Origin of the sequence: Neolewinella aurantiaca, assembly GCF_008014675.1 — a bacterium.
GTDB lineage: Bacteria > Bacteroidota > Bacteroidia > Chitinophagales > Saprospiraceae > Neolewinella > Neolewinella aurantiaca.
The window spans coordinates 1-17829 of the sequence record NZ_VOXD01000034.1 but is presented as its reverse complement, the minus strand read 5'-3'; the positions used below and the strand labels follow the sequence as shown (position 1 = coordinate 17829).

15 protein-coding genes and 1 pseudogene are annotated in these 17829 nt (G+C 52.0%); 7 read left to right on the top strand and 9 right to left on the bottom strand.

What is annotated here, in order from left to right; all coding sequences use genetic code 11:
• Positions 1-207 precede the first annotated feature (207 nt).
• Positions 208-2127 carry an alpha-amylase family glycosyl hydrolase gene (locus FUA23_RS18085; RefSeq protein WP_147932174.1) on the top strand — a complete coding sequence of 640 codons (1920 nt, stop codon included), beginning with the start codon at positions 208-210 and terminating at the stop codon, positions 2125-2127.
• A gap of 135 nt (positions 2128-2262) precedes the next feature.
• A complete protein-coding gene (locus FUA23_RS18080) occupies positions 2263-3075 on the top strand; it encodes a DUF6503 family protein (protein WP_147932173.1) in 813 nt (270 codons plus the stop codon).
• Between the two features lie 93 nt (positions 3076-3168).
• Here the strand turns inward: FUA23_RS18080 and FUA23_RS18075 are convergent, their stop codons facing one another.
• A complete protein-coding gene (locus tag FUA23_RS18075) occupies positions 3169-3993 on the bottom strand; it encodes a rhomboid family intramembrane serine protease (RefSeq protein WP_147932172.1) in 825 nt (274 codons plus the stop codon).
• 190 nt (positions 3994-4183) lie between these two features.
• Here FUA23_RS18075 and FUA23_RS18070 point away from each other — a divergent pair, with 190 nt between their 5' ends.
• Positions 4184-4909 (top strand): T9SS type A sorting domain-containing protein, encoded by a 726-nt coding sequence (locus tag FUA23_RS18070; protein WP_147932171.1) that lies wholly within the window; start codon positions 4184-4186, stop codon positions 4907-4909.
• Between the two features lie 247 nt (positions 4910-5156).
• A complete protein-coding gene (locus FUA23_RS18065) occupies positions 5157-5816 on the top strand; it encodes a peroxiredoxin-like family protein (protein ID WP_147932170.1) in 660 nt (219 codons plus the stop codon).
• Between the two features lie 86 nt (positions 5817-5902).
• On the opposite strand, the gene scpA is transcribed toward FUA23_RS18065, so the two are convergent.
• The 4 genes from scpA to FUA23_RS18045 form a co-directional block, all read right to left on the bottom strand.
• Positions 5903-8026 (bottom strand): methylmalonyl-CoA mutase, encoded by a 2124-nt coding sequence (gene scpA / locus FUA23_RS18060; RefSeq protein WP_147932169.1) that lies wholly within the window; start codon positions 8024-8026, stop codon positions 5903-5905.
• Between the two features lie 69 nt (positions 8027-8095).
• Positions 8096-9631, bottom strand: a complete 1536-nt coding sequence (locus FUA23_RS18055) for an acetyl-CoA carboxylase biotin carboxylase subunit (protein ID WP_147932168.1) — start codon at positions 9629-9631, stop codon at positions 8096-8098.
• A gap of 25 nt (positions 9632-9656) precedes the next feature.
• Complete coding sequence (locus FUA23_RS18050; RefSeq protein WP_147932167.1) at positions 9657-10517, bottom strand: methylmalonyl-CoA mutase family protein; 861 nt, start codon at positions 10515-10517, stop codon at positions 9657-9659.
• A 135-nt stretch (positions 10518-10652) separates the two neighbouring features.
• Positions 10653-11132 carry a biotin/lipoyl-containing protein gene (locus FUA23_RS18045; RefSeq protein ID WP_147932166.1) on the bottom strand — a complete coding sequence of 160 codons (480 nt, stop codon included), beginning with the start codon at positions 11130-11132 and terminating at the stop codon, positions 10653-10655.
• Positions 11133-11333: 201 nt separating this feature from the next.
• On the opposite strand from FUA23_RS18045, the gene FUA23_RS18040 reads away from it, so the two are divergent.
• Positions 11334-11765: an acyl-CoA thioesterase gene (locus tag FUA23_RS18040; protein WP_147932165.1), complete on the top strand. Its 432-nt coding sequence runs from the start codon at positions 11334-11336 to the stop codon at positions 11763-11765.
• A gap of 311 nt (positions 11766-12076) precedes the next feature.
• Positions 12077-12274 carry a hypothetical protein gene (locus FUA23_RS18035; RefSeq protein ID WP_147932164.1) on the top strand — a complete coding sequence of 66 codons (198 nt, stop codon included), beginning with the start codon at positions 12077-12079 and terminating at the stop codon, positions 12272-12274.
• A 154-nt stretch (positions 12275-12428) separates the two neighbouring features.
• Here FUA23_RS18035 and FUA23_RS18030 read toward each other — a convergent pair whose 3' ends face one another.
• Positions 12429-14618 (bottom strand): heavy metal translocating P-type ATPase, encoded by a 2190-nt coding sequence (locus FUA23_RS18030; protein ID WP_147932163.1) that lies wholly within the window; start codon positions 14616-14618, stop codon positions 12429-12431.
• A 135-nt stretch (positions 14619-14753) separates the two neighbouring features.
• Between FUA23_RS18030 and FUA23_RS18025 the strand changes: the two genes are divergently transcribed.
• Complete coding sequence (locus tag FUA23_RS18025) at positions 14754-15656, top strand: universal stress protein (RefSeq protein WP_147932162.1); 903 nt, start codon at positions 14754-14756, stop codon at positions 15654-15656.
• A 26-nt stretch (positions 15657-15682) separates the two neighbouring features.
• On the opposite strand, the pseudogene FUA23_RS18020 reads toward FUA23_RS18025, so the two are convergent.
• From FUA23_RS18020 to FUA23_RS18010, 3 genes and pseudogenes are all read right to left on the bottom strand, one after another.
• Positions 15683-15937 (bottom strand): annotated as a pseudogene (locus FUA23_RS18020) (xanthine dehydrogenase family protein molybdopterin-binding subunit); the annotation flags it as partial.
• Between the two features lie 183 nt (positions 15938-16120).
• On the bottom strand, positions 16121-16618 hold the full coding sequence (locus FUA23_RS18015) for a nuclear transport factor 2 family protein (RefSeq protein WP_147932161.1): 498 nt from the start codon (positions 16616-16618) through the stop codon (positions 16121-16123).
• A 35-nt stretch (positions 16619-16653) separates the two neighbouring features.
• Positions 16654-17547 (bottom strand): helix-turn-helix domain-containing protein, encoded by an 894-nt coding sequence (locus tag FUA23_RS18010; protein WP_147932212.1) that lies wholly within the window; start codon positions 17545-17547, stop codon positions 16654-16656.
• Positions 17548-17829: the final 282 nt, after the last annotated feature.

Genomic DNA, 17829 nt, shown 5'->3' with positions numbered 1-17829 from the left:
GAGCGCGGTTGGAACCATGGCGGAGCAGAACACCACCCGAGCCTGGGTACCGGTTCTTCAGGGCTCGTCCGCTGCCGTTCAACGTGCGTGGCACCTGCGGCCCCGCCCAAAAACAAACGATGAGAAGCTATCTTTACGGCTTTGCGGCACGTAGGTATTGCATACTTACAGCCGCTTGTGTGTGTATGACAATTTAGAAAAGAGATCATGAAATATTATTACTGGACCGCCCTCCTGATTTTTTGCCTTGGTTGCGAAAAGTCAGTCGAGAGCGACGGCAACGAAGGAGTTGTAGATGTTACAATAGAGCAGCCACCTGAGTGGGCAAAAGAAGTTGTCTGGTACGAAATAGGGGTGGAGCGGTTCCGGAACGGAGACCCCACCAACGACCCCACCGCCGCAGATATAACCGGAGCTTATCCCGGATTTGTACCCGATGGCTGGGCCGTAACTCCCTGGACACAGGACTGGTACCGCCCCGACGATTACTTTGCCAAGGTTGGCGATCAGAAAGATTACTACGGCAATAAGATCGAGAGATTTGCTGATTTCGTACAGATGCGCCGGTACGGCGGAGACCTCCAGGGCGTCCTCGACAAGATGGACTACCTCGATTCACTGGGCGTTACGGCCATCTACTTCCGCCCACTCAACGACGCCCCCTCGCTGCACAAATACGACGCCCGCAACTGGCGGCACATCGATGTGACCTTCGGTCCCGACCCCGCAGGGGACAAGGAGATAATCGCCTCCGAAATACCTGATGACCCCACCACCTGGAAGATGACCGGAGCAGATAAGCTGTTCGTAAAAGTGATCGATGAGTTTCACAAAAGAGGCATCAGGGTAATCCTCGATTACTCCTGGAACCATACCGGTCAGACGTTCTGGGCGTGGCAGGATGTGCTCCAAAAGCAGGAGAAATCAGCTTACAAAGACTGGTACTGGATCGAAGCATTCGATCAGCCAGAAACCCCCGAGAATGAGTTTGAATACCACGGCTGGGCCGGCGTGCCGGACCTGCCCGAAATCAGAGAGACGCAGAAGCAAGACCTGTCTGAAAGCCTGACCTCTTTTGAAGGCAATATCTACGCTGGCGCAGCCAAAGCCCACATCATGAACGTAGCAGCGCGCTGGCTCGATCCCGATGGAGACGGAGACCCCTCTGACGGAGTAGACGGCTACCGGCTTGATGTTGCTGCCGAAACCCCACTTGGTTTCTGGAGAGACTTCAGAACGCACGTGCGGCAAATAAACCCGGATGCTTACCTGTTGGGCGAAATCTGGTGGGAGGAATGGCCGGATAAACTACTGGACCCCGAGCCTTTCCTGCGCGGAGACGTATTTGATGCCGTAATGAATTACCGTTGGTACCGGGCGGTACGTCATTTCTTCAACGAATCACCAGACCAGATCACGGCGGGGGAGTTGGTTGACAGCCTGAACGTTTTCCGGGCCAACCTGAACCCCGGAAACAACTACGCAATGATGAACTACACCGGAGGGTTCGACACACCCCGGATCCTGACTTCGTTGTACAATAAGAACAAATACAAGTATTACTGCAAAGTCCACGATAACCCGGAATACAAAATCAACAAGCCCGACGAAGCTACCCTTCAAACCCTGAAACTACTGCTGACCCAGCAGTACACTTATCCGGGGGCTCCCCACATCTATGCGGGCGATGAGATGGGGATGTGGGGCGCTGACGACCCGTCCTCCCGGAAACCACTGATTTGGAAAGACTTTTCCTTCGAAGACGAAACGGCACATCCTTTAGGAGCAAAACGGCCCACCGATAAGGTCGAGTTTAACGACGAGATTTTCCGCTTTCATCAGCAAATGATTGCCCTCCGTAAAGCCAATCCTGTACTGATACATGGTGACCTCGAGTTTATTGAGGTTGGCGGCGAAGAACAACTCCTGGCTTACCGCCGGTTCGACGAAAACGGGGAGATGATAGTGATTTTTAACCATCTGGACGCTCCGCGGGAGGTGGAACTCCCCCTCAATCAATCTGGTGCCTATATGGATGTACTGGACGGTAAGCCGGTAGAGCGTGGTAGTGACGGCACGCTGGCCGTCGCGGTTGCAGGAAGGAGCTTCCTGCTGTTGAAGGGTTAGGCAAGTTCCCGCATGAAGAAGCTTGTATTGTCTGATTTAACTTCAGATGTCGCCTAAGAACGACCTAATTGGAAAGCCGCGCTGAACACTACATCCTTTAAAGTGTATGTAGAAAGGAATCTAAAAACATACATTATGAGGAATTTTAATTACAGTGTTCTGGCGGCACTATTCATGGCAATAATCTTCAGCGCCTGCGGCGCTCCGGCTCCCGAAACAGCGGAAGAGAAGGTTGAAGTAACGGCTTCAACGGAAGGCATGCCCGCAGACTTCGTTGCTACCCTTGATGCCCACGGCGGCCTGGACAGCTGGAAGGAGTTTCGTCAACTCAGCTACAACATGCCCAAAGGCGAAGACAACGAGTTTCAACTCATCGACCTGTATGACCGCCGGGAGTACATCAAGCAGCCGGCTGCGCCGGGCGAGGATCCGATCGAAATGGGTTTCGACGGCGAAAACGTTTGGGTAACCGCCGATACTACCTACAAAGGGAATCCCGCGTTTTACAAAAACCTGCGTTTTTACTTCTACGCAATGCCTTGGGTACTCGCTGATCCTGGTATCATCTACTCAGAAGCAGAGCCGCTTGTTTTTGACGGTGTTACCTATCCTGGCATCATGATCTCTTACGACAATGGTGTTGGCTATAGCCCGAAGGACAACTACCGCCTGCACTACGATCCTGAAACGAAGAAGATGCGCTGGCTTGCTTACACCGTAACGGGTAACTCCGGTAAAACGAGTGATACCTTTAAATGGCTTGAGTACCCAACCTGGAGCGATTTCGGAGGAGTAGAACTCGCAGATAGCATGGTGTCTTACACGACTGAAAACAACCTGCCCGTGACTTCACGGGGCCCGCGTTATTTTAATGACGTAAAACTCTCTAAAGAAGCTGCTCCCGACAGTCGCTTCGCCCGCCCTGAGGGCGCGCGGATCGTCGAGTAGCACTGTGCCTGCAACGAAACAGAAGCCCCGTTGCACCAAAAGTGGTGCAACGGGGCTTCTACTTTTCAGGCAATACCGTTGACCTGATATTTCCTACATGTTTTTCTGGTACTCATCCAGTAATTTTCTTTCTTTAGAAGTCAGGCTTTTAACCCCTCCCTCCCGTATCTTATCCAACAGCTCATCGAGGCTGGGCTTTTCCTTCTTGGTGAATTTGTAGGTTTTCAGGTTGTGTACTTCCTCGCCCCAGTAGTTCTCGACGTAGAGTACGGCGGGGTTCTTGATGACGATGTACATAAATACGGAGCAGGGAATGATAATCAGAAGTACCATCCACCAGTTGTCGATGGCTAGTTGGGGCTTGAGGGCACACGCCATGATGGTACCGACAATCGCTCCGCCCAGGTGCGCATCGTGCCCAATGTTGTCCGCCTGGGCTTTGACGCCAAAGATGGAGACCAGAATAAAGACAATTCCGATGACCCAGGCAGGAATCCCGTAGGGGATGAAGAAGAACTCAAGATCGGCGTTTGGCATCATGACGATGGATGCCATCACTACGCCACTTACGGCCCCGGAGGCTCCCAGCGCTTTATAGTCGCCGTGGTTGCGGTGGAAGTAGAGCGCCAGCAGGCTGCCTCCCAGAAGAGAAGCAAAGTAAATCAGGGTGAAATTCACCAGTCCGAAAGCAAGCTCCAACCAGTAGCTGAAACTGAATAAAGTGACCATATTAAAGCCGAAGTGCCACCAACCACTGTGCAGGAAGCCGGAAGTAATCAGCCGTTGCCATTCTTTGCGGATCAGAATGCCGTCGGTCCAGAAAATATACTCTTCTTTGAAGGCACGGTCCTTCTCGCCTTGGTAGGTGGCCAGAAAGGTGACCGCAATGATCAGGGTTGCAATGATACTTTGAGACATAGGTGTTGGGTTTTCAGGTGTAAGATCACAAAGGCAAATATTTAAAACAACTTAATTCATATATTTTGTATGTTTGTTGTGGTTAGTAGGCTGTCAAGCTATTAGTTCTGGGTTAAGACCTGATTAATTCACTTGGTAAAGTTGGCTTGCTGACCGCTGGTTTCAATCTACTCTTAATCAATACACTCTCATGAAATACTTTACCCGCCTGCAGTCCCAGGTTATATTCCTGTTATTCTTCTTCGCTTATTTACCGTCACTACAGGCACAGTTGTGTTGCTGCGCGGGGGAAACCGTCCCCGATACCTTTGGCGATTGCAATGCTACCTGTTCATTCGATTATATGACAGGAGATTTTGCTGACGGAGCATGTTCCCTCCCCGTAGGGCTAACCAAATTTGTTGGCACGGCTAATAAATCGAGTCACGTCCTCCTGAACTGGCAAACAGCTAACGAATCAAACAACCTTGGTTTTGAGGTGGAGCGCGCCGACGTAGACCTGGAATGGAGAACGATAGACTTCGTTGAAGGTGCCGGCACCCGTAGTGTGGCAACAGATTACAGCTTCGTGGATCGTACCCCGTTTATTGGGAATAACTACTACCGCCTCAAACAAGTGGATTTCGATGGAACTGCTACGTATTCCGAAGTGATTACGGTCAATTCCGAAGAAACTCAGAACGGCATCGCGACCGTATTCCCTACCGTCGCGCGCGAACAACTTTACATCCGTTATGATTCAGAGCTGGCCTCTTCAGCTTACGCGGCCATTTACGATGTAAACGGTTACCTGATAACCGAACTTGAGGTAGCTACGTCCGTAGTCGATATCAGCGGGCTCAAGCCTGGTCATTACGTTGTTGTTTTCAATTACGAAGGCCAGACCTTTACCGAGCGTTTTCTGCGCAGTAAGTAATCGGTATTTAATTGGAGTTTTTCCGTACAGATGCTCAGGCTGGTTTAAATACCAGCCTGAGCATCTGTACGTCCGTATGAAAAGCTTCGGTCGGGCCATAAGCAGTAGGCGCAAGGGTAGGGAAGACCTACTCTGAATTTTTGTCCTTTGTGTCGTTTGCCGTCGAAAGCTCCGATGGGTCCGAACAGTAGTTTGCGGCGATGGGTTTTAGGAGTCCTTATCTATCACCAACCGTAAATTACTTATCATGTCTTTAACACAAGAGCTCCTCGCCGCCAACCAGACCAATCGTGCCAATATCCCCGGCGAAACCCTCGCAAAAATGGATGCCGCAACGCAAGCCCTCCTTGATGACCACATCGAGGACCGTGCCCCAAAAGCAGGGGATACGCTGCCAGGCTTTAATCTTCCCGGCGTAGACGGCAGCAAAGTCTCTCTGACAGATGCTTTGAACGGCAAGCCTTTCGGAGTTGTCACCTTTTACCGTGGTGGCTGGTGCCCGTACTGCAACATTCAGCTAGCCCACTTGCAGAACCGCCTGCCCGAGATCGAAGCCCTGAACGCAGAGCTGATTGCCATCACGCCGGAAACCCCGGACAATAGCCTGAACACGAAAGAAAAGCATGATCTTTCGTTTGCTGTCCTGAGCGACATCGATAACAGCTACGCCCGGGAACTGGGAATGGTATTCGCACTTCCGGATTCCATTCGTGAGATCTACGGTCAGTTTGGCCTCGACGTTGCTAAGTTCAATGGCAACGACGACTGGGAATTGCCACTGCCTGCAACCTTCGTGATCAAAGCAGACGGAGAAATCCTCCACGCTTTCACGCCGGCCGACTACACCAAGCGATTAGATCCTGACGTAATTCTGGAAGTGCTCCGTAAGCAGCAGGTTGCCGCCTAACCTCCCAGCATACACAGTTTTATACCGAACACCCCGGCTCATAGTCAATGAGTCGGGGTGTTCTGTTCAGGTAACCACGGGAAAGACTAAGGCAGCATAATCCTGAGGATTGCTGCGGCCGCCTTGGCAATGACAGTACCGGGGCCAAAGATTGCCGCCACGCCGTGATCGTACAAAAACTGGTAGTCTTGCTCGGGGATTACACCGCCGGTAACGACCATGATGTCCTCTGCGCCTTCCGCTTTAAGGGCTGCAATGGCCTGAGGCACGAGCGTTTTGTGTCCGGCGGCGAGAGAGGAGATTCCGAGGATGTGTACATCGTTCTCGACCGCGGAGCGGGCGGCTTCTTCCGGTGTTTGGAAGAGGGGACCTACGTCTACGTCGAAGCCTATGTCAGCAAAACTGGAAGCGATGACCTTCGCTCCGCGGTCGTGACCGTCCTGGCCGAGTTTAGCGACCATGATGCGGGGCTGACGGCCGTAAACTTCGGCAAATTTGCGGGTGAGTTCCCGTGCGGTATGAAAGTCGTCGTTTTGCTTCATTTCGTTGGCGTAAGCACCTGATATGATGCGGTTGGTGGCGCGGTAACGCCCGAAGGAGGATTCAAGCGCGTCGGAGATTTCGCCCAGTGTGGCGCGCACGCGGGCTGCAAAGACCGCTTTTTGGAGAAGGTTACCTTCGCCGGAGGATGCGCACTGCCTCAAAGCGTCTAGTGCACCTGCGACCTCGCCCTCATCTCTCTCGCTTTTTACTTTTTTCAACTTCGCAATCTGTGCTTCACGGACTGCTTTATTATCTACTTCAAGAACATCGATTTGCTCTTCTTCGTCGAGGTTGGGGAAGAGGTTAACGCCGATTATCTTGTCTGTGCCTCCGTCGATACGGGCCTGTTTGCGGGCCGCGGCCTCCTCGATGCGGAGCTTCGGGACACCCTTTTCAATAGCTTTGGCCATACCGCCGAGGTCTTCGACTTCCTTCATCAGCTCCCGCGCCCGATCGGCGAGATCCGCCGTAAGCTTTTCTACGTAGTAGCTGCCGCCCCAGGGGTCGACAACGTTCGTGATGCCGGTTTCCTGCTGGAGATACTTCTGGGTGTCACGGGCAATTTTCGCGGAGAAATCTGTAGGCAGCGCGATAGCTTCGTCGAGCGAGTTGGTGTGAAGACTCTGGGTACCCCCAAAAGCCGCAGCCATTGCCTCAATGGTTGTGCGGGCGATGTTGTTGAAAGGGTCCTGAGCCGTAAGGCTCCAGCCGGAGGTCTGGCAGTGCGTACGCAGCGCCATCGACTTGGGGTTTTGCGGGTCGAATTCCTTCACGAGCTCCGCCCATAAGAGCCGGCCGGCCCGCAGTTTGGCAATCTCCATGAAGTAGTTCATCCCGATGCCCCAGAAGAAGCTCAGGCGGGGCGCAAAATCATCGATCTTCAGCCCGGCAGCCATTCCGGTGCGGATGTATTCCAGCCCGTCGGCAAGGGTGTACGCCAGCTCGATGTCAGCGGAAGCTCCGGCTTCGTGCATGTGGTAGCCGCTGATGCTGATGCTGTTGAACTTGGGCATATGCTCGGCGGTGTAAGCAAAAATGTCGCCCACAATCCGCATCGACTCCGCCGGAGGGTAGATGTAAGTATTCCGAACCATGAACTCCTTCAGAATGTCGTTCTGGATCGTTCCTGAGAGCAGCTTTTGCTCAACGCCCTGCTCTTCGGCCGCAACGATGAAGAACGCCATGATGGGCAGCACGGCACCGTTCATGGTCATGGACACCGACATCTTATCGAGTGGAATCTGATCGAAGAGCACCTTCATATCTTCAACCGTGTCGATCGCAACGCCCGCCATACCTACGTCACCGGTTACCCGCGGGTGGTCGGAGTCGTAGCCCCGGTGGGTGGCCAGGTCAAAGGCGACGGAGAGGCCTTTCTGTCCCTGCGCCAGATTTCTGCGGTAAAAGGCGTTCGATTCCTCGGCTGTACTGAACCCTGCGTACTGCCGGATCGTCCACGGGCGGACGGCGTACATGCTCGAGTAAGGCCCGCGCAGGTAGGGGGGAAGACCGGCAACGTACCCGAGATGGGACAGCCCCTCCAGATCTTCGGGAGTGTAGACTTTTTTTACGGGAATTCCCTCAGGAGTCTGATGAGGCTCGTGCGATTTACTGCCATTGGCAGAAATCCGTCGGAAGGGGATCTTGGTGAAGTCTGTTGGTTCCATGCTTTTTCGGTAGGGGCGGCTTGTGCCGCTGGCTTGTTCAATTAATGCTCCGGCTTCCGCCGGGCCTGCTTATTCGGGGACAGTCAATTGCGATAGAACTTCCTCGAATACCAATGCGCCCGCCAGGGCTCCAATTTTCTGTTCTTCTTCGCGCTCTGCGAGGATGGCCTCGGGGGAGTAGTGCTTTTTCACGAAATTGGTGTCGAAATCGCCACAAACGAAGGCTTCGTGACCGACCACAAAGCGACCGAAAGGAAGCGTCGTCTCAATTCCTCTGATGTGGTAATTGTCGATCGCTTCGCGCATTTTAGCTAAAGCCTCTTCGCGGGATGATCCGAACGTGATGAGTTTGGCGATCATCGGGTCGTAATAAATCGGCACTTCCATTCCTTCTTCGAAGCCATCGTCGACACGGATACCGTAACCGGAGGGTGGGCGGTAGACATCGAGGGTTCCGATGCTGGGCAGGAAATTGTTCATCGGGTCTTCGGCGTAGACGCGCAGTTCGATGGCGTGGCCACGTATTTTGAGATCTTTTTGCTCAAAGTCCAGCTTCTCTCCGCGTGCGATCAGGATTTGCTGCTCTACCAGATCCACGCCGGTAATGAGTTCGGTGACCGGATGCTCTACCTGAAGGCGGGTATTCATTTCCAGGAAGTAGAAATTACCCTCACCGTCGAGCAGGAACTCTACAGTTCCTGCGCCCAGATAATCACAGGCTTTAGCACACTTAACGGCAGCTTCGCCCATACGATCACGCAGGCTTTTGGGGCCATTGGGCTTGAGGGAAAACGGGCGATTTTCTTCTTCTTCCGCTTCTTTTTCTGGCGCGGCCGCAGGTTCAGAGCAAGTTTTAATGTCATCGGACAGGGGCACAGACGGCGCCTCTTCGACGACCTTCTGGTGTCTCCGCTGAACGGAACATTCACGTTCGAAGAGGTGAACCACGTTGCCGTGGCTATCGGCCAATACCTGTATCTCAATGTGGCGGGGAGAAGTGACGTACTTCTCGATGAAGACCGACCCGTCGCCAAAGGCGGAGGTTGCCTCAGAGATGGCCCGCTCCATCTGTTCCTGGAGTTCCTCGCGGTTTTCGACGACGCGCATGCCCTTACCGCCGCCTCCGGCGGCGGCTTTGATGAGGATGGGGTAGCCGACTTCGTCCCCAATCTTCTTTGCCAGTTCCACGTCGGTGATTGCTTCTTCGATACCGGGAACCATGGGGATGTCATAGTCCGCAACGGCTTCTTTGGCAGCTAGTTTGTTGCCCATTACTTCGATAGCGTGGGGCTTTGGGCCTACGAAAATGATATCTGCGGCTTCTACCTTACGGGCGAATTCGGCGTTCTCACTCAGGAAACCGTAGCCGGGATGGATGGCGTCGGCGCCGGTCTGCTTTGCCGCAGCGATGACTTTGTCCATCACCAGGTAAGACTGGTTGGAAGGGGCGGGGCCCAGGAGCACTGCTTCGTCTGCAAAGCGGACGTGGGGCGCGTTACGGTCTGCTTCGGAGTAGATAGCGACGGTGGCGATGCCCATGCGCTTGGCGGTCCGCATTACGCGAAGGGCGATTTCTCCCCGGTTGGCAATTAGTAATTTTTTCATTTGGTTCGATATTGTTCTTCAGCATTTACGCTGAAAAGGCGAGTTGGAATTTCGCCCATATTTTCCGGGCGAGGTGATCGGTCAGGGATTCAATATAATAGCTGCCGGTAGCGGGATCGGCAACCCGGGTGAGGTGCGATTCTTCAGTAAGGAGATGATGAACATTGCGGGCTATTCTGCGCTCAAAAGCAGTGTCCCCTTTGCCGTCACTCGGTTTTATCATCAGAATGTCCGCACCGCCGTTTATTGCGGCCATCGCTTGGGCTGTTGTGCGAATTTTAGCGGTATTCGGGTCTTTTTCGTCGCCCTCGACAACAACTCCCGTTCTGAACCCCGTAATTTCCGAACTGTGTTCCATAATGAGGCTGGCACAAAGCCGCGTTGCCCGGAAGAACGCAATATTCGTAAGGTATTCAGTCCCGGGAGACAACCAAAGTGTGGATTCGCCCCGAGAGCCGGAGAAGTTGTATAGTTCCTGAGCAATGGTATCTATGCCTGAAATGACAATTGAAGTGGGGTGGTTATGCCAAACTACCTCAACGATATCGGTCAGTATACCAGCGTATAGCTTTTCCTGATACCCCTCTTTGCCCGTGGTGTATAGCGGATCGTACAAATAAAGGTAATCAGCTCCGCCGTTCAAGGCTTCCAAGGCAAGTTTGTTGGCAGAAACGGCGTCTTGTACTTCGATGAAGACCCCGAGCCGACAACCGGAGGTTGTTCTGACGGGGCGGGGCAGGGTAGCGAGGTCATCCCGGTGATGCACCGGCGAAAACGTCTCTCCACTCACCTCAAAATCGAGGCTGTCCAAAGATTTGCCCTTCAGGTCTTTTTCGACCTTAGCGAGCCACTCCGCCTTGGATACTTCTGGAAAATTTGTTTGCATGATTTGCGCACTTTTGGCCGGTCGACGCAGCCTCAGGCAGCGAACAGTTGGAGTGCCCTCCGGGCGCGAACATTAGTAAGCTCACGCTCGTAGAGCCCGTTAGACCGCCCGCAGCCTGAGGCTGCGTTGGCCGGTTTATTCGATTTCGATGAGGAGTTGTTTCTTCTCTACGGCCTGGCCTTTCTCAACGGAGATGGTTTTCACTTCGCCGTCACCTTCGGCCTTGAGGACGTTTTCCATTTTCATCGCTTCGAGAATGAGCAGGGGAGTGCCTTCGGTGATCTGATCACCGGGTTTGACCATTACGTCAAGCACCAGACCGGGCATCGGAGCGATAATATTTTTAGACTTTGTGGTGGCGACAGCAGCGAAGCCGAGTTCTTTCACCAGCTGATCGGTTTCGTCGGCAATTTTCATGCTCTGCTGACGGCCGTTGACGGTCAGGGTGACCATTTTGGAAGCCATGTTGAGGGCGAGAACTTCGATGTGGTAAGATTTACCATCGCGGATCAGATGGTATTTCCCCGGGGCAGGGGAGAGAACATCCAGGTTTGCTAGGTCATCGGCCTTTACCGGATATTCCTGGCCGTTTATGGTTACTTGGTATTTGGGCATAATCTTTATTCGATGGCTTGTGGTGGTGGCCGGGCTTCTGGTTAGCGGCAAGGTAATGATCACAGCGGAAAGGTTCGGTGTTTTACCTTGCTCTTTTGAGCTCCGCCCTGCATCCTGCGGCCGCGCCCTTCGGAATTTCCGGTTTTTTTGCGGAAACAAAAGACTACGAGACTACCAAACTACTTTCCTATATTGCCGGCCATGAGCAGACTAACCTTAAACGATTTTAAAGTAAAAACCTCACTGCCCGTGCAGTGGGGCGACATGGATGCAGCCAACCACGTAAACAACAGCGTATATATGCGGTGGGTGGAGTCGGCCCGCCTTGCTTACTTCACTGAAATGGGCATGGATACTTCCTTCAGCGGGCAAGATGCCGGGCCGATTCTTGCCTGGCAGGATTGCAAATATATTCTTCCCGTTACGTACCCCGACACCGTAACGATCGGCATCCGCACGCTGCAGGTAGAGCCGGACCGGTTCCGGATGGAGTGCGGAATTTTTTCCGAAAAACACGATCGTCTGGTTGCGATCGCCAAGCAGGTTATTGTGCCGTACGATTTCAGGCAACTCCACAAAATCCCCATGCCGGAGGCATGGTTGTTGGGCATCGACCGGATTGAGGAAGGATAGCATTCTATAGTTGCCTCGGTCAATTTGGGCGCAGACGCAGGTGCACAGCAGGGTAGAGGAGCCGTATTTTTTACGGGCCTTATTCTCTTTGTTTCTGAACTTCACCACGCATACCGCGTCGCTTACCTACCTGCCAGACGCGTTTTGAAACCAACTGTTAGTTCTCCGAAGGTACAAGCAACCAGATCAGACTCAGACAGGAAGGTTACCCCGGTAAAAGGAATTGCTTAACTTAACATAACATAAATTATGGGCTTTCAGGTCACGCCCTGAAATGACTCTACACTGTTGTTGCAACAAACTGACAAACAATGATGTATAAAATTTCAACAAGAACAACTAAGCACAGTGTACCGCAAAAACTCCACATTCTCGCACAGCTGGCCGAAGGTCTGCTGACGGACGCTCAGGCCATTGATAAATACCAACTTAGCCCTAAATTGCTCAGGCAATGGCGCAAGTGGCGTCACCTGCATGTTCTTGAAAGATATAATCCTTTGCACAGCTAACCGAAGACTCAAAATGAGAAATCGGCTTCCTTCGCACCCAAAATTTGAAAAAGGGGGAAAATCACATTTTGCCCCTACCCTACAAACCAACCGGGCAAATTTTTTTGCAAAACTCTACTTAACATAATAGTTGCATTTAACGAAGTTTTCGTTGTTACTCCTGGTATCTCAACAGCCGAAGCGCATTAAGAACAACAACAATAGTGGAGCCTTCGTGGCCGATTACGGCAGGCCCGATGGCAACCGCTCCCATAATTGTGAGGGGAACTAAAATTGCCACCATGCCGAGGCTGATGACCAGATTCTGCTTGATGATCTGCCGGGCCTTACGGCTAAGGCCGATAGCAAAGGGCAAGTTGTCGAGTTTGTCGGCCATGAGGGCAATATCAGCGGTCTCCAGCGCCACATCAGAACCTGCTGTACCCATTGCTATGCCTACTGTGCTTCGGGCCATTGCCGGTGCATCATTTACACCGTCTCCGATCATTGCTACAATCCCCTCTTCCATCCTTAAGCGTTCGATTGCAGCGACTTTTTCTTCTGGCAACAGGCTTCCGAAGGCTTCGGTGATTCCTACATTTTTTGCGATTGCGTTGGCTACCTGTTCGTTGTCACCCGTAAGCATCACCATTCGCTTTATTCCCATCTTGCCGAGTTTACTCAGGGTGGCGGCAGCCTCGGCCCGGGCAACGTCCATGACAGCAATCAGGCCCAGATAAGATGTACCGCGGTGAACGATCATTGCGGTTTCTCCATTTGCCTCCAGTTCGTTCATGGTTCTCTCCATCTCTGCCGGAATTTCGTTGCCGGTTATTTCCTGCATCAGTCTCCGGTTACCGATGTGCACTTTTTCACCCTTCCAGACCGCGCTTACACCACGAGCGGTGAGTGCTGTGATTTTGGTCGCAGGTTCAATAGTGGTATTACCGATCTCCTGCTTCGCTCCCTTTACGATAGCAGCAGCAAGCGGGTGATCGCTGAGGTCTTCAACGGCAATCGCAACACTGAGCAAGTCTGTTCTGTCGGCACTTCCGAATGGGATCATATGGGTAAGGGTTGGCTGGCCTTCGGTAATGGTTCCGGTTTTATCGAAAGCGAGGGCAGAAACTTTACCGAGGTCCTCCAACGGCCTGCCTCCCTTTATGAGCACTCCTTGCCTTGCCGCACGTGCAATACCCGCAAGAACTGCACTGGGCGTGGAGATGGCCAGTGCGCACGGAGATGCGGCAATCAGAACGGACATAGCGCGGTAAAAGCTCTGCTGGAATGTCTCGTCAATAACCAGGAATGCTCCCAGCAGAGCTGTGACTACGACCAGGACCCCCGGTACGTAGTAGCGCTCAAAATTATCGGCCAGGTGCTGCGTCGGAGATTTCTGGGTCTCCGCCTCTTGCACAAGCGTGATGAGTCTGGCCAGCGTGGTGTCTTCTGCTTTACGCATCACCATTACTTCGAGCACCCCATTTCCGTTTATCGTGCCCGCAAAGACCCGGTGCTGTGGTGCTATTTTATTGATGTCCTTCTGAGACTCCCAAGTGCTAAGAGCATATTTGTCTACAGGAACGCTCTCTCCGGTAATCGGAGCCTGATTCACAGCAGAATTTCCGCCCGCCACCACCCCGTCCGCGGTAATTTTAGAATTCGGTTTGATCACAACAATATCACCCGTTTCTAATTGATCGACATTGACTTCTGTAATTTTGCCCGCCCGTTTAACCAGCGTCAGGGTTGGTGCGAGGTCCGAGAGCGCTGCGATCGACCTCCTTGCTCTTTTCATCGCGTAGTGTTCAAGCGCATGCCCTAAACTGAAAAGAAACAGCAGGAGTGCTCCTTCTCCCCATTTTCCCAGGGCTGCAGCTCCTACTGCGGCGAAAAGCATCAGGAAGTCAATTTCGAATCTTCCCTGAAGCAGGTCACGGCCTGCTGTAATGAAGGTGAAGAAACCACCAAAGAATGCTCCTGCGATGAACAAGATCAAGGGGATGGCCTCTCTGACGTCGATCAGATAAGTGAAAATTATGCCGGCACCCCAGAAACAGCCACTGATCGCGGCGAAGTACAGTTCGGTTTTCTCTCCGAAAAACTGCAACGACCGGGGAATACTATCTTGTTCCTGAGCATTCTGTGGATCCTTCGGCTGATTGATTTCTTTAAGTCCTGCCGTTTTAGCCGCTTTCAGGATTGATGCCTGATCCGTTTGCTCAGGATCCCAACTCAGCCGAACGGTACCTGAAGAAGCTACGTCGACTGCCACAACACCGTTAATCTTGCGGAGTTTTCTCCTGACCCTCCGGATTGTCCGTGGCTGTCCTCCACTTTTTGATTGCAGGTATAATTGTTCCATCGCTTCATTCCTTTTAGTAAAAGTACCGCTGTCCTCCCCTACCCGGCAACGACAGAATCATTGATAGATATGATCTTCATCATTACATCAGCTATAGGCAAGGACTAGTTTTAGCATAACAAAACCACTACTGTTATGTACAAAATAATCGTCCCGATAGACTTTTCAGTTACGTCCGCTGATGCCCTGCGTTTTGGTTGTCAAATAGCCGATTCTACCGGATATGACCTGGAAGCAGTTCACATCTACGATGGCTACGATGGTGATCAGGACTTTGTAGTTGTCAAAGGAAGTGCCAGGGTTCGCGCCAGGGTCAAAGACATGCTGGAACAGTTCGTACTCAATCATGCGGATCCCGTAACGTTTACGGGAACGAGAGACGGAAATGGCAATGTCCCTCTAATCAAGACCAGGGAAATAATTGGTAGTGCCATCAATGAACTTGTGAAGCAAAGCCGCCGCGAAGACGTGGCCCTTATCGTGATGGGCGGCGTAGGAACCGGTTTGTCGAGCAGGGTTAGTCCTGTATTCGGCAGTGTAGCGAGAGCAGTAGCCATGCGGGCCGACTGCCCGGTTCTGCTGATTCCTAAGATTGCTGGTGTCCCTGCCATTAAAAGTGCCGCAATTGCGTTCGATGAACCTGATGCACTGATTCAGTTGAGCGCTAAGACCGGATTTTTACGTAAAGCGCTCTCTCTGGAAATGAGTTTCGCTCACGTAATGTATCCGGAGTCTTTGGTTGAAGAAACAATTGAAAACAACCTGATGCAGTCTATATTGACTAAGGCTTTCCCTGACTACGACGTCGACTTCAAATTTCTTCCCCAGGGTGACATCACCAACGTCCTGCTGGATTATACTTTGGAGAAAGAGATCGATTTGCTGATCCTTGGGCGGCACTCCCGTAATTTTCTGATGCGGTTACTGCTGAAATCCGAGATTTCCGGTCTGCTGGACGTCAGCTGCGCCCCGGTCCTGGTAATCCCTCTGGATGAGAGCAGCAATCAACTCCGTAAAGAGACTTCTCCTCCTCTGTAATACAGATTCGCGTAGCGTTTATCCCTTCAATTTTCCTCCAGAAACGGTTGCTGATACCTGCGCGCTCCGGTGGCTTTATAAATTGCATTGGCCACCGCTCCGAACACCGGAGGGAACGGTGGTTCTCCCAGTCCTGTAGGAGCGACTTCTCTCGGCACAAAATGAACGTCTATTTTCTTCGGGGCTTCACTCATCCGGATCATCCGGTAGGCATCAAAATTGGTCTTGTCCGGTTTTCCGTCGGTAAAGGTCATCTTTCCGAAAAAAGCATTACCGATGCCAACCAGTTGAAGCTCGTCGCGTAGCACCCAGAGTAAGGGAGTATCGGGTTCTGCGTCGACACTTCGCTTCTTGCCGTTTATCGCCAAATCAATAGTAGCCATACAGAGTTCAACTTGTGTCAAGTTGTCGAAAACCAACGGAGGAACCAAATCAGGTTGAGGTTTACACTATCTGCCGGATCTCTATTGCTCGATTTTGTGCGTGTCGCGTACGTTGCTGAACGTAAAAGCCAGCATCTTCCAGTCTCTCCCTTTGCGTTGGTACACCTCGGTAACGGTAAACTCGTTGGAAACGGTGCTCCCTCGTACAAATGCCTCGAGAGTGATACGGTTCCAGAGTACGGCGGTGTTGCCGGATACTTCTACGGCCACGTCGTGTACTTCGGCATTTTTGTACCAGATACTTCCGGTTTTGATGATCTCCAGTTCCCTGTCTTTGTTCCAGCTTCCACTCATGTGTACGAACTTGGCTGAATCGTCAAAAAGCTCAGCGAGCTTGTCTACCTGTTTGTCAGCCATCCATTGCCATTTATCGGCGGAGAGCTGTCGGATTTGCTTTTCGGTTTGAGCAATTTTTTCGGGGCTCTGTTCTCCACTACTTACACTGGTGGGAGTCTGGCAGGCAGCAGCGCTGATGAAAATCATCAGGAAACAGGAATTGATGAAAATACGAGATAACATAATAATCGATTTTGCAGTATTTATTTTGGTAGGGTTCAGCCGACTTTCCGATAATCTCCCGGAGTCATTCCTACTACCTTTTTAAACAGTCGGGTAAAGTGTTGGGGGTATTTGAACCCCAGGCCGTAGGCGACTTCAGAGATGCTTTTCTCCGGATCGTGTAACCTTTCCTTCGCGATGCGGATCAACTTTTGCTGGAGATGTTCCTGAGCTAATATCCCCGTTTCCTTTTTGATCAGGTCTCCGAAATAATTTGGAGAAAGATGAAGACGCTCCGCAAAGTACGCGACGGACGCTAAACCTTCAGCCTCCGCCTGGCCTGAGCGGAAGTATTCACTGAGAAGGGCCTCGAATTTGGTCAGCACTCCCCTATTGGCGTTCGCCCTCGTAATAAATTGCCGGTCATAAAAGCGTGTGCAATAGTTCAGAAACAACTGCAAATGGCTGACGAGTAGCCTTCTCGTATGCTTATCGACGGCCTGTTCCAGCTCCCGGTTGATTTTAGATAAGCTGTCTTCAATAAAGCCGCGTTCGCGTTCCGAGAGGTGAAGCGCTTCGTTGGCCTCGTAGCTGAAAAAAGAATAGTCATCCATCTTTCCGGCCAGATCGGTTCCGATGAGGAAGTCCGGGTGAAACGCCAGTGCCTTACCGATGGGCTGATATATCTCTTTACCCGCCTCCCCGATCACTTGACCGGGAGCAAGGAAGACTAATGTTCCTTCGTCGTAATCGTAGCTATTGCACCCATAGCGCAAGTTGCCACACTTGATCTCTTTAAGGAATACGAGGTAAAAATTGAACTGCATCCGCTGAAGTTTACGCGGCGCTGCCAGCGAAAGATCAACCAGGGCTATTTGCGGGTGAAGCAGACCCTGGTTGTTGAAGTCGCAATACTGCTTGATGGATTCGAAATGAGTGATCTTGGGCATGGTGTAAAAGTCGCTACTAATCGGTGATTCCCACTTACCTGAATTACTGGGCATCTAACCTAAATTACAGGAAGATAGCCGATCAGCACCACTTCTGCAGCAGACCACTGATGCAAGTGTGTATCACGAGATGCACGGATCCCCCTCTCCCCCGGCCCCCAGGGCTAACGCATACTATCTAGAAAAACTTTATCACGGGCCTTATCGGACCACATCGCTCGCATTCGTTTATGCTTAACACCAGCTTTACTGGGTCCATCAGCGTGTAAATTGATACTCATT